The sequence below is a fragment of the Chryseobacterium gossypii genome (genome assembly GCF_041361455.1).
GTDB classification, from domain to species: domain Bacteria; phylum Bacteroidota; class Bacteroidia; order Flavobacteriales; family Weeksellaceae; genus Chryseobacterium; species Chryseobacterium gossypii.
This window is the reverse complement of record NZ_JBGCUR010000011.1, coordinates 47,477-66,916: the sequence shown is the minus strand read 5'-3', so window position 1 is coordinate 66,916 and position 19,440 is coordinate 47,477. Positions and strand designations below refer to the sequence as shown.

General features: G+C 41.5%; 21 protein-coding genes. 16 read left to right on the top strand and 5 right to left on the bottom strand.

Features of this window, described 5'->3' with window-relative positions; genetic code table 11:
* Positions 1-12 precede the first annotated feature (12 nt).
* The gene (locus ABMQ40_RS08310; protein WP_370898455.1) at positions 13-744 is read left to right on the top strand and encodes an MBL fold metallo-hydrolase; all 732 of its coding nucleotides are present in this window, start codon (positions 13-15) and stop codon (positions 742-744) included.
* Positions 745-757: 13 nt separating this feature from the next.
* Here the strand turns inward: ABMQ40_RS08310 and ABMQ40_RS08305 are convergent, their stop codons facing one another.
* Positions 758-1,099, bottom strand: coding sequence for a helix-turn-helix transcriptional regulator (locus tag ABMQ40_RS08305; RefSeq protein ID WP_370898453.1), 342 nt, complete (start codon positions 1,097-1,099; stop codon positions 758-760).
* Positions 1,100-1,956: 857 nt separating this feature from the next.
* Here ABMQ40_RS08305 and ABMQ40_RS08300 point away from each other — a divergent pair.
* From ABMQ40_RS08300 to ABMQ40_RS08240, 13 genes are all read left to right on the top strand, one after another.
* Positions 1,957-2,388 (top strand): PCC domain-containing protein, encoded by a 432-nt coding sequence (locus tag ABMQ40_RS08300; RefSeq protein ID WP_370898451.1) that lies wholly within the window; start codon positions 1,957-1,959, stop codon positions 2,386-2,388.
* 106 nt (positions 2,389-2,494) lie between these two features.
* Positions 2,495-3,340, top strand: coding sequence for an NAD(P)-dependent oxidoreductase (locus ABMQ40_RS08295; RefSeq protein ID WP_370898449.1), 846 nt, complete (start codon positions 2,495-2,497; stop codon positions 3,338-3,340).
* 48 nt (positions 3,341-3,388) lie between these two features.
* Positions 3,389-3,904, top strand: a complete 516-nt coding sequence (locus tag ABMQ40_RS08290; protein WP_370898447.1) for a cupin domain-containing protein — start codon at positions 3,389-3,391, stop codon at positions 3,902-3,904.
* A gap of 1 nt (position 3,905) precedes the next feature.
* A complete protein-coding gene (locus ABMQ40_RS08285) occupies positions 3,906-4,298 on the top strand; it encodes a DoxX family protein (RefSeq protein ID WP_370898445.1) in 393 nt (130 codons plus the stop codon).
* Positions 4,299-4,330: 32 nt separating this feature from the next.
* Positions 4,331-4,786, top strand: a complete 456-nt coding sequence (locus tag ABMQ40_RS08280; protein ID WP_370898443.1) for a PPC domain-containing DNA-binding protein — start codon at positions 4,331-4,333, stop codon at positions 4,784-4,786.
* A 74-nt stretch (positions 4,787-4,860) separates the two neighbouring features.
* Complete coding sequence (locus ABMQ40_RS08275; RefSeq protein WP_370898441.1) at positions 4,861-5,889, top strand: ligase-associated DNA damage response exonuclease; 1,029 nt, start codon at positions 4,861-4,863, stop codon at positions 5,887-5,889.
* Entirely contained in the window at positions 5,886-7,466 is a 1,581-nt protein-coding gene (locus ABMQ40_RS08270; protein ID WP_370898439.1) for an ATP-dependent DNA ligase, read from the top strand. Before ABMQ40_RS08275 ends, ABMQ40_RS08270 begins: the two co-directional genes overlap by 4 nt.
* 49 nt (positions 7,467-7,515) lie before the next feature.
* Positions 7,516-9,906 carry a ligase-associated DNA damage response DEXH box helicase gene (locus ABMQ40_RS08265; protein WP_370898507.1) on the top strand — a complete coding sequence of 797 codons (2,391 nt, stop codon included), beginning with the start codon at positions 7,516-7,518 and terminating at the stop codon, positions 9,904-9,906.
* A gap of 49 nt (positions 9,907-9,955) precedes the next feature.
* Positions 9,956-10,600: a ligase-associated DNA damage response endonuclease PdeM gene (pdeM, locus tag ABMQ40_RS08260; RefSeq protein ID WP_370898437.1), complete on the top strand. Its 645-nt coding sequence runs from the start codon at positions 9,956-9,958 to the stop codon at positions 10,598-10,600.
* A 48-nt stretch (positions 10,601-10,648) separates the two neighbouring features.
* A complete protein-coding gene (locus ABMQ40_RS08255) occupies positions 10,649-11,239 on the top strand; it encodes a TetR/AcrR family transcriptional regulator (RefSeq protein ID WP_370898435.1) in 591 nt (196 codons plus the stop codon).
* Positions 11,240-11,310: 71 nt separating this feature from the next.
* A complete protein-coding gene (locus ABMQ40_RS08250; RefSeq protein WP_370898433.1) occupies positions 11,311-11,769 on the top strand; it encodes a hypothetical protein in 459 nt (152 codons plus the stop codon).
* 3 nt (positions 11,770-11,772) lie between these two features.
* Positions 11,773-12,075 carry a DUF3817 domain-containing protein gene (locus ABMQ40_RS08245; protein ID WP_370898431.1) on the top strand — a complete coding sequence of 101 codons (303 nt, stop codon included), beginning with the start codon at positions 11,773-11,775 and terminating at the stop codon, positions 12,073-12,075.
* Positions 12,072-12,446, top strand: a complete 375-nt coding sequence (locus ABMQ40_RS08240; RefSeq protein WP_370898429.1) for a rhodanese-like domain-containing protein — start codon at positions 12,072-12,074, stop codon at positions 12,444-12,446. The genes ABMQ40_RS08245 and ABMQ40_RS08240 overlap by 4 nt, the downstream gene beginning before the upstream one ends.
* An 87-nt stretch (positions 12,447-12,533) precedes the next feature.
* On the opposite strand, the gene ABMQ40_RS08235 is transcribed toward ABMQ40_RS08240, so the two are convergent.
* Both ABMQ40_RS08235 and ABMQ40_RS08230 read right to left on the bottom strand, forming a co-directional pair.
* Positions 12,534-13,358 carry a tyrosine-protein phosphatase gene (locus ABMQ40_RS08235; protein ID WP_370898427.1) on the bottom strand — a complete coding sequence of 275 codons (825 nt, stop codon included), beginning with the start codon at positions 13,356-13,358 and terminating at the stop codon, positions 12,534-12,536.
* Between the two features lie 9 nt (positions 13,359-13,367).
* A complete protein-coding gene (locus tag ABMQ40_RS08230; RefSeq protein ID WP_370898425.1) occupies positions 13,368-16,280 on the bottom strand; it encodes a TonB-dependent receptor in 2,913 nt (970 codons plus the stop codon).
* A gap of 256 nt (positions 16,281-16,536) precedes the next feature.
* On the opposite strand from ABMQ40_RS08230, the gene ABMQ40_RS08225 reads away from it, so the two are divergent.
* The gene (locus ABMQ40_RS08225) at positions 16,537-17,700 is read left to right on the top strand and encodes a helix-turn-helix domain-containing protein (RefSeq protein ID WP_370898423.1); all 1,164 of its coding nucleotides are present in this window, start codon (positions 16,537-16,539) and stop codon (positions 17,698-17,700) included.
* A 122-nt stretch (positions 17,701-17,822) separates the two neighbouring features.
* On the top strand, positions 17,823-18,332 hold the full coding sequence (locus tag ABMQ40_RS08220; RefSeq protein WP_370898505.1) for a pyridoxamine 5'-phosphate oxidase family protein: 510 nt from the start codon (positions 17,823-17,825) through the stop codon (positions 18,330-18,332).
* A gap of 47 nt (positions 18,333-18,379) precedes the next feature.
* On the opposite strand, the gene ABMQ40_RS08215 is transcribed toward ABMQ40_RS08220, so the two are convergent.
* Entirely contained in the window at positions 18,380-18,763 is a 384-nt protein-coding gene (locus ABMQ40_RS08215) for a hypothetical protein (protein ID WP_370898422.1), read from the bottom strand.
* An 11-nt stretch (positions 18,764-18,774) separates the two neighbouring features.
* Complete coding sequence (locus tag ABMQ40_RS08210) at positions 18,775-19,428, bottom strand: DUF6766 family protein (RefSeq protein WP_370898420.1); 654 nt, start codon at positions 19,426-19,428, stop codon at positions 18,775-18,777.
* Positions 19,429-19,440: the final 12 nt, after the last annotated feature.

Sequence of the window (19,440 nt, the reverse complement as noted above, 5' to 3'; positions counted from 1 at the left end):
GAAATTTGTACCATGAAAATCATTCCATTGAAAGAAGGCGACTTTTCTGTGAGCAAAACGAAGGACTTTACGCTTTTAACTCAGGAAAACTTTAATATCACAACAGGCATTAAAATATCTGTCCAGCCTTTTCTGATTATAACAGCAAAAGATTACATTCTTCTGGATGCCGGAGCAGGATGGAAAAATGAGAATGGGAAAACCATTATTTCTGAAATCCTGAAAAAAGAAAACATCCATCCCGGTCAGATTACCAAAGTCCTGCTTTCCCATCTGCATAAAGATCATATTGCAGGAAGTATGGTATTTACCGATAACGGGATTGAGCCTGCTTTTCCCAATGCTAAAATATATATGCAGGAACGGGAACTTGATTTTGCCATGCAGAATAAAGGCAATCCTTCTTTTGATTTCGATATTCTTGAAAAACTGATCCGGCTGCCGGATATTGTCTGGATGAAAGATGACAAAGGCATGATCACAGATGAGATTACATTTGAGGTGGCGGGTGGCCATACACCCTTCATGCAGGTTTTCTGGATCAGAGAAAATACTGAAACCGTTTTTTACGGTGCCGATGACCTTCCGCAGGAATCTTACCTTAAATACCATGTGGCCTACAAAAATGACTACGACGGAAGAAAGGCAATGGAGCTAAGGCAGAAATGGCAAAAGGAAGCTGCAGAAAACCATTGGAAAGTACTGCTATATCATGACCTCGAAAAGGATGTTCTGGAGTTTTGATCTGGCCGTCAGCCTATAGATCATTAAACCATTTATAAATATCTACGTTAGAAGGAATGCTCAGCTTTTTTCTAAGCCTGTTTTTCCTGTTCTGTATGGCTTTTGGAGTCACAAATGTATAAGTAGCAATCTCCTTGGTCGTAAGATTCAGCTTCAGATATACACAAAAGGTAAGCTCTGAATTTTTAAGGTTAGGCTGTATAGCAGATAATTTGTTGAAAAAATCAGGGTAAAACAATCTGAATTTATTCAACAAGCGAGGAGAATTGGTTTTTGCTAAAGCAAGAATCTCATTCTGAACTAAAATTTTTTCGTTTAAATCTTCTAAATTGATTTCGTTTTTTTTGTTTTTCATAATCTTTTTCTCATCTCTACTAAATTCTGTACTTTGAATCATTGGCAGATCCACTACAGATAATCCGCTTTTCTCACTATACATACCGGATTCTCTGGAATCAGGTATTTTGAATTTTTTATTATTAACTTAAAGTTTTATCATTATTCAAAATCAAATTATCTTATAATTGGTGTTATTTTATTTATTTTTTACTTAAAATTGAGTAAAATCACAAAAAAAGTGATGTTAATTTTAGTAGAACAAAGAAAGAAAAAATGATTAGAACTTTCTTAAATTGAAATACCACATACATACCACGTGAAACCTTAAACAGCGCATCAGTTCTATTTTTTCGTATTTTTAAGAGTTCTGTCTGTACCTTGAACTTTGACTATACAAAGGTAACAGATTTGATAATTATTTTTTATGATCACGATCAATAATTCAAAGTTTTTCTTATATTGTTTAAAAGAAAATCAATAGCGATAAATATATTTAGGGATTATTATGCTTTACATATGTTGTATATATTGAAGAATTTCCCCGGAAATTGTCCTCCTTTAATGGAGTGCAATAGGTTAAAAGGATTGATCTTTAGCGATATCCGGTCATCCGTTTTTTATTAATGATATGAAACCCCTAATAATTATTTGATATTTATTATTGTTTTTTGGAAAAAATATATTAAATATGTTATTTAATAATTTTTTAATTATTATAGAAGAACCGTGTTGAGCCTTATTTTAAAATTTCCATGGAATTGCCCCCTGTTCATGGATATTATTACAAGGCAATAGTCTGCTTTTGTAAGCACTACGAATATAAAACTGTGAACTGCATATAGTGCAGAACTAAAATCTATTAAAAAGTCGATCATGAATAGGCAAGTAAACGGAAATCTATGGACCGCAAGAAAAATCGAAAGCACATACATCTTATCAATAAAAAGTCAGGCAAGTATTGTGGATGCATTAACGGATTTTATGCTTGGCCAAAACATCAGATCAGCAATCATCTCCGGAATTGGTATCCTGACGGAGGTCATCCTGGATTTTGTGGATCCGGTGACCAAGAAAAGGATTGAAGGGAGATTTGAAGGCTTAATGGAAGCTTCCGAGATCTCCGGATATATTTCAGAAACCCAGGGTAGCCGCATGTTATTCCTAAACGCTACTCTCAAAAACGAGCATACCTTGCTGGCAGGACAGATTCTGGATGCCAAAACCCTTGAAGAAACGGAGATATTCCTGCATGCTCCCGGCACCGAAATAATCCGGTTTGCCAATGAAGACTTAAGTGTCAATTAATTCAGACAGTTCTATATTATTATCTGATGCCATGATTTTCCTCTGTGGTTTTGGCTGCATTATTTTTATTTGTTAACTTGAAGTTACTTTTAAAATATACAATAACATGGAGAAAATAGGGTTTATCGGCCTTGGAAATATGGGCCACCCCATGGCAAAAAATTTAGAGAAAGCAGGATTCCCTTTGTCCGTTTACAATAGAACCGCAGAAAAGGCTGAAGATTTCAGAGAAAAATCGAAAATTTGCAATAGCATAACCGAACTTACAGAAAACAGTGATATTATCTTCACTATGCTGACCAACGATGAAGCTGTAGAAGCGGTTTATGAAGAAATCTTATCCTCGGATATCACAGGAAAACTGTTTATAGACATGAGCACTATTTCCCCTGAAGCAACCTCTAAAACAGCCGCTGCCATAACAGTAAAGGAAGCTGCTTTTATTGATGCTCCCGTAGCGGGCAGTACAAAACCTGCCACTGAAGGAACGCTCATTATTATGCTGGGCGGTGAAAAGAAGGATGTTCAGAGGGCTGCTCCCTATTTGCAAAAACTGGGCAGGCTGATCAAACACTTGGGGGAAAATGGAAAAGGTATTGCCGCTAAATTGTCTGTAAACTACTTTCTTTCAGCTATATATCAGGGATTGGCAGAAACAGTCCTGTTTTCTGAACGGCTGGGAATAGGTCGGGAAGATATGCTGGAGATCATTAATGAAAGTGCAAGCGGGAGCGGTGCAACAAAGATAAAAACGCCTTTGCTGATCAATCACAATTATGAACCGGCATTTGCTTTGGATCTGATGTTGAAGGATGTTCTCCTGGCTAAAAAAGCCGGAGCGGATTATCCCTTATCAGAGGTGCTGGCAAAAACTTACCAGTCTGCTCATGATGCAGGCTTCGGAAAAGATGATGTGATCGCTATTATCAATTATCTCAAAAGCCGGGCATAAGATGTGCCCTGTCATTACAAAATAACTTCTTTTAAAACAATATAAGATATGTCAGATGTAGATATTATTCCTGAGGAATATTTTTTTGGCGATGACGGGATCATCCCGAACAGCAGATATCCGCTTTTGGTATACCGTGATGCCTTTACCGGACGTGGAGACAAAGGGGCAGATTGGCTTGAAAGTAAATTCAGGGAAAACAGCTGGTATAACTCCTGGCGTTGGGGCATCTACCCTTTTCATCATTACCACAGCAATACCCACGAGGTTTTGGGTGTGTTTCAGGGTTCGGCAGAGCTGCATTTAGGAGGACCACAAGGGAAAAAGCTGTCAGTTGCCGCCGGTGACATTATGGTAATCCCTGCCGGAGTGGCCCATAAATGTCTTTCGGCTTCTGATGATTTTACAGTGGTAGGAGCTTATCCTAACGGAGCCGAGCCGGATCTGATAAAAGAAAATGAAATGAAGCACGATCTCTCCCTGACAAATATCGCTGAAGTTCAAATCCCTTCAAGCGACCCGCTACTGGGTAAAACCGGAGGTTTAATTAAAATATGGAAGTAAAATGATGAAAGATTTCAAAACAGCATTTTTCTTTTTACGCTTTCCTGTTGCCATTTCTTTGGCTAGTCACGGATTGGTACGCCTGCCGAAACTGGCCGCTTTCAGTGAATGGATGGTATCCACAATGGAAAAGTCGATGATTCCGGTATTCTTAATCATCCCGTTCAGTTATCTTTTGCCATTTGCAGAAGCTGCTATCGGGATCTTATTATTGGCCGGAATCAGAATAAAAGCAACTTTATATGCTGCTTTAACGCTGACGGGCATCTTAATTCTGGGCAGCTGCTCCATAGAAAACTGGGCGGCCATTGAAGCACAATTATTGCATTCTTTATACCTGTTCGGAGTATTCTGGTTTTATGAAAAATATAAGATGAAAACCGGAAATTTATAGAACGTTTCAGCTTATTTTTAATCATATATGTCATGGATACACACAATTTTAAAGGAAATAACTGGACCGCCAGAAAAGTTGACAATGCATACATAGTGAGTGTAAAAGACCGTAGCAGCGTTGTAGAAACTCTAACGGATTTTGTTCAGAGTCAACAGATCCGGGCAGGTGAAATAACAGGGATCGGTGCCGTCAATGAGGCTACCCTTCGCTTCTTCATTCCTTCATCAAAAAGCTATGCGGACAAAACGTTTAAAGAACAGATGGAGATCACCAATATTTCGGGAAATGTCTCTGAAGTGGAAGGCAAACCGATGCTGCACATGCACATCACTTTAGGAAGGGAAGATTATACGGCTTTGGCGGGCCATCTGCTGGACGCAAAAATCAGAGGAGCCGGGGAATTTATTTTTTACCCGTTAAATACCAGAGTGGTAAAAACCAAAGATGAGGAAACCGGCATCAATTTTTATGATTTTGAAAAATAAGATTGAAAGATTTTGTCTGGTAAATTATTATTGGTTAGGTTTTTGAATGGTAAAATCATAAACCCGTCATACTATTGAAGCTGATCACATTTACACAGAAAGGCATTTATTGCCCGCAAGGCAAATTCTATATTGATCCGTGGAGACCTGTCGACCTGGCTGTCATTACCCACGGACATGCTGATCATGCCCGTTGGGGAATGAAGAAATACCTTTGCCATCATTTCACAAAACCTATTCTTCACCAGAGGATTGGAGCAGATATAGAATGTCAGGCGGTAGAATATGGTGAAACGGTTAATATCAATGGCGTAAAGGTCTCGCTTCATCCTGCTGGGCATATCATCGGCTCAGCACAAATAAGGTTGGAATACAAAGGGTATGTAAGCGTGATCTCAGGGGATTATAAAATTCAGGATGATGGCCTTAGCACTCCTTTCGAGCTGGTAAGATGTAATGAATTTGTCACTGAAAGCACGTTTGGACTCCCTGTTTACAACTGGCTTAGTGTTGAGGATCTCAATAAAAAGCTTAAAAGCTGGGTGCTGAGGAACAAGGAAAATAATAAAACTTCAGTTTTTATCGGATATTCGTTAGGTAAAGCCCAACGGATCATGAAAGCCGTGGAAGGGCTGGGTAAAATATATGTTCACTACTCCATCGGAAAGCTGAACGAAGCATTCGAATCTGTAGGAATCGGGCTTCCCGAGTATGAAATACCGGATTTCCGGGACAATATAAAACATCTGCAAAACGAAATTGTTGTGGTACCTCCGGCCTTATTAGACAGCAATGTCATTAAAAAGATACCGGATGCGGCAACAGCCATTTGCTCAGGCTGGATGCAGGTGCGGGGAGCCAGAAGATGGCGGAGCGCTGATGCAGGTTTTGCGATGAGCGATCATGCCGACTGGAACGGACTGCTACAGGCGGTGAAAGCCACCGAAGCAGAAATCGTGCATGTTACCCATGGTCAGACAGAAGTGTTCTCAAAATATCTGAATGAGACAGGCATCAGAGCGGATGTCATAGAAACACTGTTCGGTGAGGATGAAGAAGAAGCGGAAAAAGAAATCATTGAAAATGAAAATCCTGAGCCATGAAACATTTTGCAGACCTTATCAATGCCCTGGAAAGCACCAATAAAACCAATGCTAAAATTGACGCTATCATGGATTACCTGGAACGTGCGCCTGATGAGGATAAAGTATGGTTCATTGCACTATTTACCGGGAAAAGACCGAAAAGGAATGTCAATACCAACTTCCTTAAAGATTGGGTACTGGAAGTTACCGGTCTTCCGTTCTGGCTGTTTCAGGAATGTTATTCTTCCGTAGGAGACCTGGGCGAAACCCTGTCCTTGATCCTGCCGCCCCCTGCCGAGAGAATAGACCGGTCACTTTCTCAATGGATGAATGACATTATCAGCCTGAAGGATAAAGGCGAAGCTGAAAAAAAAGAATTTGTTTTAAGATCCTGGAACGGACTCGATTATACGGAAAGACTGATCTTTAATAAACTGTTGGGAGGAAGCTTTAGGATAGGGGTCTCAGATAAGACACTGATCAATGCGCTTACCAGATTTTCCGGACAGGAGTCAAGTACGCTGATGCACAGTTTAATGGGAAAATGGCAACCTGACGATATCTCTTTTAAGGAGTTGATCTTCGCAGAAAAGATCAATCCTGATAACTCAAAGCCTTATCCGTTTTGCCTGGCCTATCCGCTGGAAAAAGAGCTCCCGGAGCTTGGCAGGCCCGATGACTGGCTGATCGAATATAAGTGGGACGGTATCCGGGGGCAGATCATACGGAGAAATGATGAAGTATTCATCTGGTCAAGAGGTGAAGAGCTTATCACAACACAATTCCCGGAAATTGCAGAGACGGTAAAAGCCATGAAAGGAAACTTTGTAATCGATGGAGAAATACTTGCAGTGAGGGAAAATAAGGTTTTGAACTTTAATGAATTACAGAAGAGGCTGAACCGTAAAAACCTGACAAAAAAAATGATTGCAGATATTCCCATTCAGGTTTTTGCCTATGATCTGATCGAGCTGGAAGATAATGACCTGCGCGAAAAGCCTATTGCTGCAAGACGGGCTATGCTTGAAGAATTACTGATTGATCAGGAACCTGAAAATATTAAGATTTCCAGAATCGTTGAATTTGAAAAATGGGAAGATCTGGATGAGATACGGGAAAGGTCCCGGGAGATCAATAGTGAAGGATTAATGCTGAAACAGAAAGATTCCCCCTATCATTCCGGCCGTAAAAAGGGCGACTGGTGGAAATGGAAGATCAATCCGTTCACCATTGATGCCGTTCTGATCTATGCCCAAAAAGGAAGCGGCAGACGGAGCGCTTACTATACCGATTATACATTTGCCGTGAAAAACGGAGATGCCCTGGTGACCATTGCCAAGGCTTATTCGGGATTGACGGACAAGGAAATCATGGAGGTAAGCCGTTTTGTTACGAAAAACGCCATTGAAAAGTTCGGTCCGGTACGTACGGTAAAGCCGGAATTGGTCTTTGAGATCGCTTTTGAGGGAATAGGTTACAGCAATCGCCATAAAAGCGGTGTAGCCCTGAGATTCCCACGGATACTGAGATGGAGGAAAGATAAAACGGCAGACGAAATAGATACATTGGAGAACATCAAAAAACTGATACAATAGCTTGGCTGCTTTTGAAGATACCGAAGGATTCAGGGTGATCCGGCAGTGGATGGATGATAAAGGCATCTACCCTTTTAAGTTCCAGGTGGAAACCTGGAGAAAATTCGGTAATGGCTACAGCGGGATGGTCATTGCCCCTACAGGCTTCGGGAAAACATTTTCCGTTTTTCTGGCTCTCATTGCAGATTTTATGAATCATCCCGGGCGGTATAAAAAAGGGTTGAAAATGATCTGGATCACTCCGCTACGCTCACTTTCCAAGGATATTGCCAAAGCCATGCAGGAAGCTATTGATGAGATCGGTCTGGACTGGGTAGTAGGTGTACGAAACGGAGATACAGATCCGAAGGTAAGACAGCAGCAGGTCAGAAATATGCCTGAAATACTTGTGGTTACCCCTGAAAGCCTGCATTTGCTGCTGGGGCAGAAAAACCATGCCCGGCTTTTTCATCATTTGCATTGCGTTGTGGTAGATGAATGGCATGAACTGTTAGGATCAAAACGGGGAGTGATGACAGAGCTGGGAATTTCACAGTTAAGGAAATACGGGGAACAACTTAAGATATGGGGAATTACAGCTACCATCGGCAATCTGGATGAGGCTATGGAGGTCCTGATCCCCTATGATATGAAAAAAACGAAAATAACGGCCAAGGAACATAAAAAAATAGATATTCTTCCCGTATTCCCGGATGAGATTGAAGTTTTGCCCTGGGCAGGACATCTGGGAGCCAAAATGGCAGATAAGATCGTTCCGATCATTCTTGACTCAAGATCAACAATTGTATTTACCAATACCCGTAGCCAAAGTGAAATGTGGTACCAGCTGCTGCTGGATGCACATCCTGATTTTGCTGGTCAGCTGGCTATTCACCACAGCTCCATAGATGCCCATTTACGGATATGGATTGAAGAGAATCTAAGCAATGGCAAGCTGAAGGCCGTGGTCTCTACATCTTCCCTGGACTTAGGAATAGATTTCAAGCCTGTTGATACTGTAATACAGATCGGATCGGCAAAAGGTGTGGCAAGGTTTCTTCAGCGTGCCGGCCGCAGTGGGCACTCCCCTTTTGAAACCTCTAAAATCTATTGTGTACCCACCCATTCCCTGGAGCTGATTGAGGTTGCCGCATTGAAAGAAGCGGTGAAACAAAAGGTTGTGGAGCCCCGTGAGCCGGAAGTCTTGTGTTTTGATGTGCTCGTTCAGTTTCTGATGACCCTGGCTGTAGGTGACGGATTTTATCCCGATGAAGTTTATGAGCGTATTAAAAAAGTCTTTGCTTTCCGTGAGATGACTGACGAAGAGTGGAAAAGCATCCTGGACTTTCTTACCATTGGCGGAAATGTATTAAAAAGCTATGAAGAATTCCATAAAATATCGGTTATGGAGGATGGCCTGCATAAAGTAACTTCCCGTAAGATCGCCATGCTTCACCGGATGAACATGGGAGTTATTGTAAGTGACGCGATGCTGAAGGTAAAGTTTATTTCGGGTGGCTATGTCGGGATGATTGAGGAATATTTTATTTCCAGGCTTAAAAAGGACGAAAAATTTATCTTAGCCGGCAGGACTCTTGAAGTGGCAATGATCAAGGATATGACGGTATACGTGCGTTTAGCCAAAGGAAAAGCTTTGGTCCCCAGCTATCTTGGAGGAAGGCTGCCTCTGAGCTCCAATTTGAGCATTTTCCTCAGGGAAAAACTCTCGGGAGCTCTTAATCCGAAAGCTTCTGAAAAGGAGCTGAAATTCCTGCATCCCCTGTTGGTTAGTCAGGAACAAAGGTCTCATATTCCCAAAGATGATGAGTTCCTGGTGGAGCTGATCAGAAACCGTGAAGGCTATCACCTGTTCATGTATCCTTTTGAAGGCCGCCTGGTTCATGAGGTAATGGCCGCACTCATAGCCTACAGGATTTCAAAACTGGCGCCCATTTCCTTTTCAATGGCGATGAATGATTATGGCTTTGAGCTGTTCAGCGATAAGGAAATTCCTCTGAACGAAGAAAACCTGCACCATATTCTAACCAGGGAAAACCTGATGGTGGATGTCATTTCAAGCATCAACTCAGCAGAAATGGCCCGCAGGAAATTCCGGGATATAGCGGTGATTTCGGGAATGGTAATCCAGAATTACGCAGGACAGCAACGTTCCAATAAATCTCTTCAAAGCTCCGCAGGATTAATCTTTAAGGTGCTGGAGGATCATGATCCGAACCATTTTCTCGTGAAACAGGCTTATACGGAGGTTTTCAATGTACAGTTGCAGGAGCAAAGGCTGGTGGAGGCTTTCAGACGGATTGAAAGGTCCAGGATTATTTTAAAGCATTCCCATGTTTTTACACCACTAAGCTTCCCGATAAAAATTGACAGCTTACGGCAAAGCCTCTCCAGCGAAGGTCTGGATGCAAGGATCAGGCGCCTTTTACAGCGTGGCCACTAAGAGTGCTCTCAATTGATGATTTATAACTAATAATTCATATATTACCAGCGTGAATATTGCTACTAAAAACTTATCTGTTCAAGACGAGGTCATCGTCCTTACCAACCAGCGGGCAGCATTCTGGGAGAAGGAAAAAGCGCTGATCCTTTCTGACCTTCATATCGGGAAAACGGCCCATTTCCGGAAGAACGGGATTGCCCTCGCCAATCATATTATGAAAAGTGATCTTGAACGCTTATCCGTCCTGATCGAGTATTTCCAACCCGAGAAATTCATTGTAGTTGGAGATTTGCTTCATGCAGGTGACAATTCGGATGTGGATGTGTTCTGTCATTGGAGGAACGGATACCCGGATTTGAAGTTTTATCTTGTTGAAGGTAATCATGACAGGATCTCAGAGGCTCTGGAACGTAAATTATGCCTGGATTTCAAGGCTACCTTTTTAGAGACGGATGAATTTATTTTTGTACATGATTTTGATAGGTCCCGTTCCAAGTTTCAGATCACAGGGCATATTCATCCGGGAATCTCATTGAACTCACCCGTGAAAAGCATCAGGCTTCCCTGCTTTGTTCTTAGTGATGATCAGCTATTGCTTCCTGCTTTCAGTGAATTTACCGGACTGGATACAAAAAATATCCCCCGGCCCGGCAGGTATTTCGTGTTTACGGATTCTGAGATCCATGAGATTTAGGTTTGAATAAAATAAAATTTGTTGTTCCTTTGCAAAAAGCATGATCCAATGAAAAAATCGGAAGCCACACGCCTGAACATCCTTCAGAAAGCCTTTGAACTGATCTATATGAACGGATACCAGACGACAAGTGTTGATGAGATCATTGCCACTACTCAGGTTACTAAAGGAGCGTTCTATTACCACTTTAAAACCAAGGATGAAATGGGACTGGCCATCATCAATGAGCTGATGAGACCTAACTTCAAAATGACGTTTATTGATCCTTTGCAAAGCGATGGTAATCCGTTAGATAACATCTACAACCTGATGTACAGTATCCTGATGGAAAATGAGTTCCTTAAAGTGGAATATGGTTGCCCGGCATCCAATTTCACTCAGGAAATGGCACCGTGGAATATTGAGTTTACAAAATCCCTGAATCAGCTTTCCTTGCAATGGGAAGATAAGATGATAAAAACCATTGAAGAAGGTAAAAAAAATGGAACGATAAAAGAAAATGTAAACGCCAGGGAGGTCGCTGTTTTTGTGATGTCCGGCTATTGGGGCATAAGAAATTTAGGTAAGCTGGAAAATTCTAAAGAAGTTTATCTGGTTTATTTAAAAGGACTTAGATCTTATTTTGATACGCTGAAATAATTTTTTATTTAAAAAAATACTAATTAGTATGTTTTTGTTATATCTTTGCCTCAACACTTAAAAGTTGATTCATGTATCAGACACTTACTTTTTTGCATTCCACATTCAGGTGGCTGGTCTTGCTGAGCCTAATATATGCGCTTTTTACTGCCTGCAGGGGCTATTTTACAGGTAAAAAGTTTTCCGGAAATGACGATTCCGTAAGGCATTGGACCGCTACTATTGCTCATATCCAGCTGGTCCTAGGGATAATCCTGTACATCAAAAGCCCTCTCATCAGGTATTTCTGGAAAAATTTCGGTGAGGCAAAAGAGTCTTTGGATCATTTATTTTTCGGGATGGTCCATATCTTCCTGATGCTGACATCTGTAATCATCTTAACGGTGGGTTCGGCAATGGCTAAAAGAAGATCTGCAGACAGGGAAAAGTTTAAAACCATGCTTGTCTGGTTTGCCATTGCCTTCATCATCATCTTTGTGGCTATCCCATGGCCATTCTCTCCTTTTGTTACCAGACCTTATTTCAGATAAATCATGACACACTTATTGAAAACTAAAACTGGCCGTCTGCGTATTCTTGCCATCCTGGAGGGGATTTCGCTGCTGATATTGGTATTTATTGCAGTTCCTATAAAATACTGGGCGGGAAATCCCGGTCTTGTAAGTATGATAGGACCTGTTCACGGAACTTTATTCCTGTTGTTTCTTTTTAATACCCTGAGCGTGGGAGTTGAGCAGCAATGGAAATTTAAGGAGACCACATGGAAGGTGATCCTGGCCTGCTTTATTCCGTTCGGAACTTTTTATATTGACAGAAAAATCTTAAGCAAGCTATGAAGAACTTATTGATTTTTTGCGGGATCGTGCTCGCCGTATATATCGCTTACCGTATATACCGATACCAGACCCTGGATCACGGCCTGGACAAGCTGATCAAAAACGGAGCAGTCATTCTGGATGTAAGAACCGAAAAGGAATACGAAACAGGGCATATAGCCGGCTCCAAGAACATTTCTCTGGGAACCATCAGGGAAAGGTATACAGAGCTTGACCCGGATGCTACCTATATCACGGTTTGCTCGCACGGGCTACGGAGTGTGAAGGTAGAAGCGATCTTAAAGGAAAAAGGATTCAGGCATGTTTATAACGGGGGTGCCTGGAGCGACCTTCAGAGTAGCCTTAATCTGAAGTCAGCCGAAAGCAAATAAACCGTGACATGATTGTCACGGCTTATTCTATCTAAATCTAACTGAATATTTATAGCTCCAGACTTTGCAGATTTTCTGCGGTATCGGTTATTTTGTGTATTTCTGCTTCAGTATCGTTATTTCCCTTGGCCCTATCCCCATTTCCACCTGGAAAAAGTTTTCAATGCTGCCATATTTTTTGTTGATGGCATTAAAGAAATTCCTGATCAGCTCCGGCCTCAGTTCCATCTGTTGCCTGATCTCACCTTCATTCATGCCTGACAGTCCTGAAAGCCCCGCGAACATCTGTTTCATCGTAGGATTTTTAGCCAGATAATAATTGGAGGCCACATAGTCTTTTTCAATAATATCCTGCGGCACCCCCAGTATTTTCAGGAATAATGCTGAAGCCATACCTGTCCTGTCTCTTCCGCCCGTGCAATGGTACAAAACAGCTTCATCAGGCTGCAGAGTCAATAGCTTTACAAATAAAGCCCTGTATCTTTCCCCGAAATAAGGCAGCCCGCCTTCACCGTACATGTCGAATAAAAAGTTTTTATTTTTCAGCATTTTGGCCAGATCCTGGGCCGTAGGAAGATCATTGCTTCCGGCAGGACAAAGCAGGTAACCGGTGTTCTGAGGAAGCCTGTCCGGAGCTTTCCGGGCCTCTTCAGTTCCTCTGAAATCGATAACGGTAGCGATCCTTTTATCCCTGAACGTTTTTAAGTCTTTATCCGAAAGTTTATCAATGGCATCGCTCCTGTAAACTTTTCCCAGGACCACTTCTTTCCCGTCTTCTGTTTTATAGCCTCCCGCATCCCTGAAGTTGTAGGCTCCTTCCATTTTCACCACCCTGCGGAGGCTGTCTGTGATCTGTGCATCTGCCGTAGCCCCAAAGGCTATTATAACAGCTGCTAATACTAGTTTTTTCATATTTCTATATTAAAATAATTGCCAACGTATTCCCAATTGTCCCCTGCTTCCGTACCATTCATTTGAAGTGATACGCTTTTTATTATCGCCCATATAGAGCCTCAGATTCTCATTGCTCAGATTATTCAGCTCAATGAATAGTTTAACCTTCTTGCTGATATCATAGCTTGCAGAAAAATCAATGGTAAAGTTTTTATCCGACCAGATGTAATATTCAGGCCCAAGATTCTGATTAATGGTTTCAACCGATTTCCCCCTGTAATTCCCTGCCAGACGTACCATTACCTTTTCATTTTCATAATACAGGATGGCATTGAAAAGGTTTTTAGACTGATTCGGAAGCATGGTCTTATCAAAATACTGCGTTCCGTCTGCTCCGGCTCTTGGAACTTCTACCCTGGAATCGATATAGGTATAGTTAAACTCGATCCCAAAACCACTCCAGAATCCGGGCAGGAAATCAAGGCGCTTATTGATTCCCGCTTCAAAGCCGATCAGGTTGGAATCCTGGAGATTTTTAGACTGGGTAACCCTGTAGTCTGTTCCATCAATATTCATTATGGAAGTATCCGAAAATACAATGTCTGAGATTTTCTTATAGAATACTCCGCCGGAAAGAATACCGATATTGTTGAAATAATATTCTCCCATCAGATCAAGGTTATGGCTGAAGGTGGGTTTCAGATCCGGATTCCCTCTCGTAATGGTAAAAGGGCTGGTGGTATTGTCAATACTTGATCCCGGAGACATATCCCCAAAATTAGGCCTGATGAAAGACCTGGTATAAGCCAGTCTTAAGTTTGACTTCGGTGAGAAATTATACCGTAAATGAAGCATCGGAAGGAAAGCATTGTAATTGCTTTCCACCACAGAAGGGCTGATGGTGGTTGTATTGGCTGCCGTAGTCGTGGCTTTCGCCCCGTTCAGAGTCAGTCGTGTTGTTTCATTTCTGAATCCTCCCACAATCTTAAACTTATCGGTTGCTTTGATCTCCGCCATGGCATAGACAGCAAAAGCAGATTCTTCCCCGGTATAGACACTGGTTGCATTACTGGCTGCATTGGAGAAATCCATAAATCCGTATTGCTGTAAAAATGCAGGGGAATACATTTGGAAAAGCTGGTCTTTCGTCGGAGGATTCATGATATAGGAATTGTAATTTCCATTCAGCCCGTTGAGGAAATCAATCCCTTTGGGCGGATCAGTGGTTGCCAGTTGGGAAAGGCTTAGCAGAGCGGGAGAATTTGGGATACCTACGGCAGCACCGGGAAGGAAGACCGCATTGTATCCGTAGGTGCTGGTACGGTCCTTATCCCGGTATTTGGCTCCTGCCTTCAGGACGATACGGGGGCTTAAATCGTATTTCAGATTTACCCGTGCAATCTTATCCCTTTCATTATTATCCAGTTTAGCGATAACCAACTGTGAAAGGAGCAGTTTGTCTGCGCTCATTACTTCATTCGGGTCTTTCACCTCAAAGCCATAATCTTCATACTCACCTCCTGTTCCGTTGGGAGAATCAAAGCTCCAGTACCGCTTTCCGTCACTGGAAAGATTATTGAACCCGCTTGTGATTTTTTGTCTGAATGTGGCGATAGGAAGCCCTTTGACATCATTGGTGGGTGGGGTATCCAGAAAATATTTAGCCTGATAATCGCTTAGCATCCAATCTATGTTGAGTTTTGAACCAATGCTGTGTTCTCCGCCGAGCTCCATTCCGTACAATTCTGTCTGGTAATGAGAATATCTGAAGTTATATTGATACCTGTTGCTGGCATAATCCACATAAGATTCATAAACCGGACGGATATCATCAAATTTATTGAACATGCCGCGGAAATAGACCTTATTACTGGCATTCAGCTTATACTCCAGGCCGCCGTTCAGGCCTATGGTTCTTCTGGTTCCCATATATCTTTTTAACATGACCGAGCTGATGGATTTTTTCTGGGTATCATTGGCCGCTGCCGTATTGTAGGTAACATCAAATGAATCGGCGCCCCATTGCCTGTCCCAGATGGCTCCGGAAAGAATCACACCCAGCCTGTTCCCGAAAAAGCGGTCTCCATATACAATGGAGCCATTGTAGGTAGCATTTTGAGAAAAAGTATTATAGCCTCCCGCCCCGCTTACACTCAGCGTTTTCTTTGCCGGAGCTGTCCGGGTAATGAAATTGATGCTGCCGCCAATGGCGTCTCCGTCCATATCCGGAGTTACGGCCTTGGAAACCTGAACAAACTGGATCAGCTCTGAAGGAACAACATCCAGAACAAAGGATCTGTTCCCTAAAACGTTGGCACTCGGGAGACGGTTCCCATTAAACAATGTGGACGTCCAAGCAAAAGGGGTTCCCCTTACGGTAGCCTGATCCGCCTCACCATGGTATCTTGCTACGGCAACTCCCTGAACCCTTTGCACAGCTTCTGCCGCATTCCTGTCCGGAAGCTTACCGATGGCATCGGCAGCTATAACTTCCATAATAGCGTTATTGTTTTTCTTGATCTCATAAGCTTTGGCCTGGGTTAAAGCATTGGGCCTGGTTACAACGATCTCTTCAATATTGCTTATCTTATCTTTTTTTGTTTTATCTTCCGGCACTATGGTAATATAGCCGATGTCATTGGTTCCTTCTTTTATGGTAACAGGAAAAATCTTTGTTTCATATCCGATGTATTCAACCTTAAGGTTTACTTCTCCCAGCCTTGGGGAAAGCAGGTTGAAATCTCCTTCTAAGGATGAAACTGTTCTGGCTTCAGCGTCTACAATTGAAATATTCGCCCCGGGAAGCGCTCCGTTGGTTTTGCCAATGACAGTCCCTTTAATGGTCTGTGCCTGAATGGTTCCGAAGGAAGCCATTAAGAAAAAAGCAGATATCTGTATGATTCCCGACTTTTGTTTTAAAAAACCGATAGAATTGGTCATAGGATTTTTTTTGGCAAAGTTGGGCAGACAATCCTTTCATTTCGTCCCCGGAAAAAAATCATACTCTCCTACGTGCCACTCGTTGGAATGATACTTTTATAATATTGATAATCAATTGATTAAAAAGTATTAACAGTGTGTTATTTATTTATTAATCCAATATTAATCGGCCAATGAAATTTTTAATAGATAAATAATAATCTACCGGCAGATCGGATCATGTTTTTGTATTTACTTTGTATAAACCTAAGGAAGAATGCAATATATAGTTATCATCGGGGCTTTTCAGGCACTCGTAGCGCTTTGGCTTTTACAGGTGAAAGAGAAAAGATCCCCTTCCCATTATCTGTTTATTTTTCTGCTTTCCGCCATAGCCGTGCATTTGGTGATCAAGTTCATCATTTTCCGTTTTATTCCGGATGAAAGTATCAGGTTTCAGATGAATACGTTTATTTCGGTCTGTTATGGCCCGCTGATCTATTTATATACGCTTAGCAGAACCAAGAAGAACTTTTCAGTGGCCGGGAAATGGTATATCTTCATCCCCCTTTTCGTCCTGATGATCGCTTATTTTACCATTTCATGCGTCTTTATGATCCTTAACCGGACCGATCAGCGGCTGTTGGATCTCTATAATAATTTCAGTCTCAGCCTGATCTTCATGATCAATTTATATTATCCCTTGAAAAGCATTCTGATCATTAACAGGTCCAAAGTCCCTGATAAAATTGAATATGACGTAATCATAAGGATCTCTGCCTGCATTCTTTTTATGGAGCTGATGGTAGTCATCTCTAAAGTCTTATTTTATTTATGCCCTGAATACATAGGAACCATCAATATCGTCATAAGGTGTATCTCATATTTTCTTTTGCTTGTCATCTGTCTTTTGATCATAAGGAAAAGTCTCAAAACGGAAACCATGAATCTTCCCGGGATACCCGGCAACAATCTTAAAATAAGTATCGGCAGTCATCAGTATATCGAAGAAAAGCAAACCGTAAATACCATTGATTACGAAATAAGATTCAGGGAGCTATGGCAAAAAATGGATGAATCCGTAAAAAAGCAGCAGCTTTTCAGGGATTGTGATCTGAATCTGGATCAGCTGGCCCTTAAAACAGAGATCAACAAATACCAGATCAGTGAAATGCTGAACGGCTACAGACATAAGCCTTTTTATCGCTATATCAATGAATACCGGGTAGAATATTTCAAACACCTGGTAGAGAAAGCAATTGAAAAGAATGAACCGGTCAATTTCCTTTCTTTTGCCTATGAAGCCGGATTCAGATCCAAATCTTCCTTCAACCGGTATTTTAAAGAGATCATCGGTAAAACTCCCTCAGAATATTATAAAAGCCTTGTTAACGGAAATGAAGCGTCTCCGTTTGAAAATCTTTACCGGGGAAGTGCATGATATGAATGCCTGCTGAAATTTTCTGTGCATAATTATTTATTGGTCGGATTTTTGAAGATATTTAACTGTAAATTAATATATTGAATTAATTTCCTTTTCAAAACCATCACTTAAAATATTATATTATTTCTACAGAAAATCTTAAGCATCTCGAGGCTGTCAAAAAAATCAAGGAATTATCGGAAAAGGCAAAAATCTGCATGTTTTGTACAGAACTGGAAAAAGTTCCCGTTAATTCCCGGCCAATGACTCTGCAGGAAACGGATGATCATGGCAATCTATGGTTTATCAGCGGTGAAACTAGTAATAAAAACTTTGAAATAAGGGAAGACAGAAGGGTTCAGCTGTTTTTCATGAACAATGAGGATTCCCAATATCTGTCGGTATACGGGGAAGCATCTGTTTATAAGGATAGGGCTACAATTGAGGAAAAATGGTCACCTATGGCTAAAGCATGGTTTGACGGCAAGAAAGATCCAAACGTAACAATCATCCGTGTAGAACCCAAAGAATCCTACTATTGGGATACCAAAGCAGGTAAACTGGTGAGCCTGATAAGCTTTGTAGCTTCGGCTATTACCGGTATTAAGAATAAAAACTCTGATGGAGTGGAAGGTAATGCAACGATTTAAATGAATTTAGCAGTAGCAGAAAGCAGTGAAAAATTTCACTGCTTTTTTTAATTATAGGCTTTACCTTTTTGTTGCTGGTGATAAATTATATAGCATAACCAGTAGATGAAAAAGCAGATCTCAATAATGGCATCTACGAAATAAACCCATTTCAGGGTTCCCTGAAGGTAATAATAAAGCTCTATCACCCCCAGCCCCAATGCGCTGATGCCTCCCACCAAAGCATGAATATTCAGTATCTTTTTAGCAAAAGCCAGATAAAAAAACAGCAGGCTATAGGGTAAAAGCAGTACTGCAACCGTCTGTACAAGCCAGATATCCGTTTTGGGCCCGGTAACATATAGAAAGCTTTTTATGTGGACAAGGGGCCACACTGCTGTAATGAGGAAATAAACGGCTTGTAACAACGGGATCAGGTGAAATCTCTGCATGCTTACATTCATTAGGGGTTTTCATCATGGGCCATATCCACCGGCTTAGATTCAGGGGAGCCTTTTTCCCTGAGCCAGATTGACAGGATAACGATAGAGGCAACAGCCAGAAACTCGCTTTGCCAGTTCTGGAAAGACTCAAACCAGAATCGTGATTCTGAGAGGTATTCCATAGCAGTCGCCGTAGGCTTATTTTTTGAAATCTGTTCCGTATTATAGTCTTTAAGGCTTCCGTAAAAATGCAGGACAAAACTCAGGATAAAAAGTATTGCAAAGGCTATGGATAGTGAATGCTTGTAAAGGGTAAGCCATATTCCTCCTTTTTTTACCGGCCATGGAGCTTTTGGATGGGGCTGAGGCTCTTTATCCACCTCCTCTTCTCCTTCCAGGGACTTTGATTCGCTGGAACCTTTCTGCCTTAACGATACGGTGAGCAGTACATAGAGCATCATCTGCAGAAATTCACTTTCCCAGTTTTCAAAAGTGGCCTGGATAAAATGACCGCTATAGATGTACTCTCCAAGGCTTAATGTGGCTTCTCCCTGCTCGGCCAGTTCTTTATTTTCTGTTGTCCAGCCTGTGAAAAACTGTCCCAGAAGGCAGGAGATCATTAAAATAAGCAAGATAATACTTAGCCCGTTACGATAAAAAAAACTGTGCTTCATCTTGGATAAATT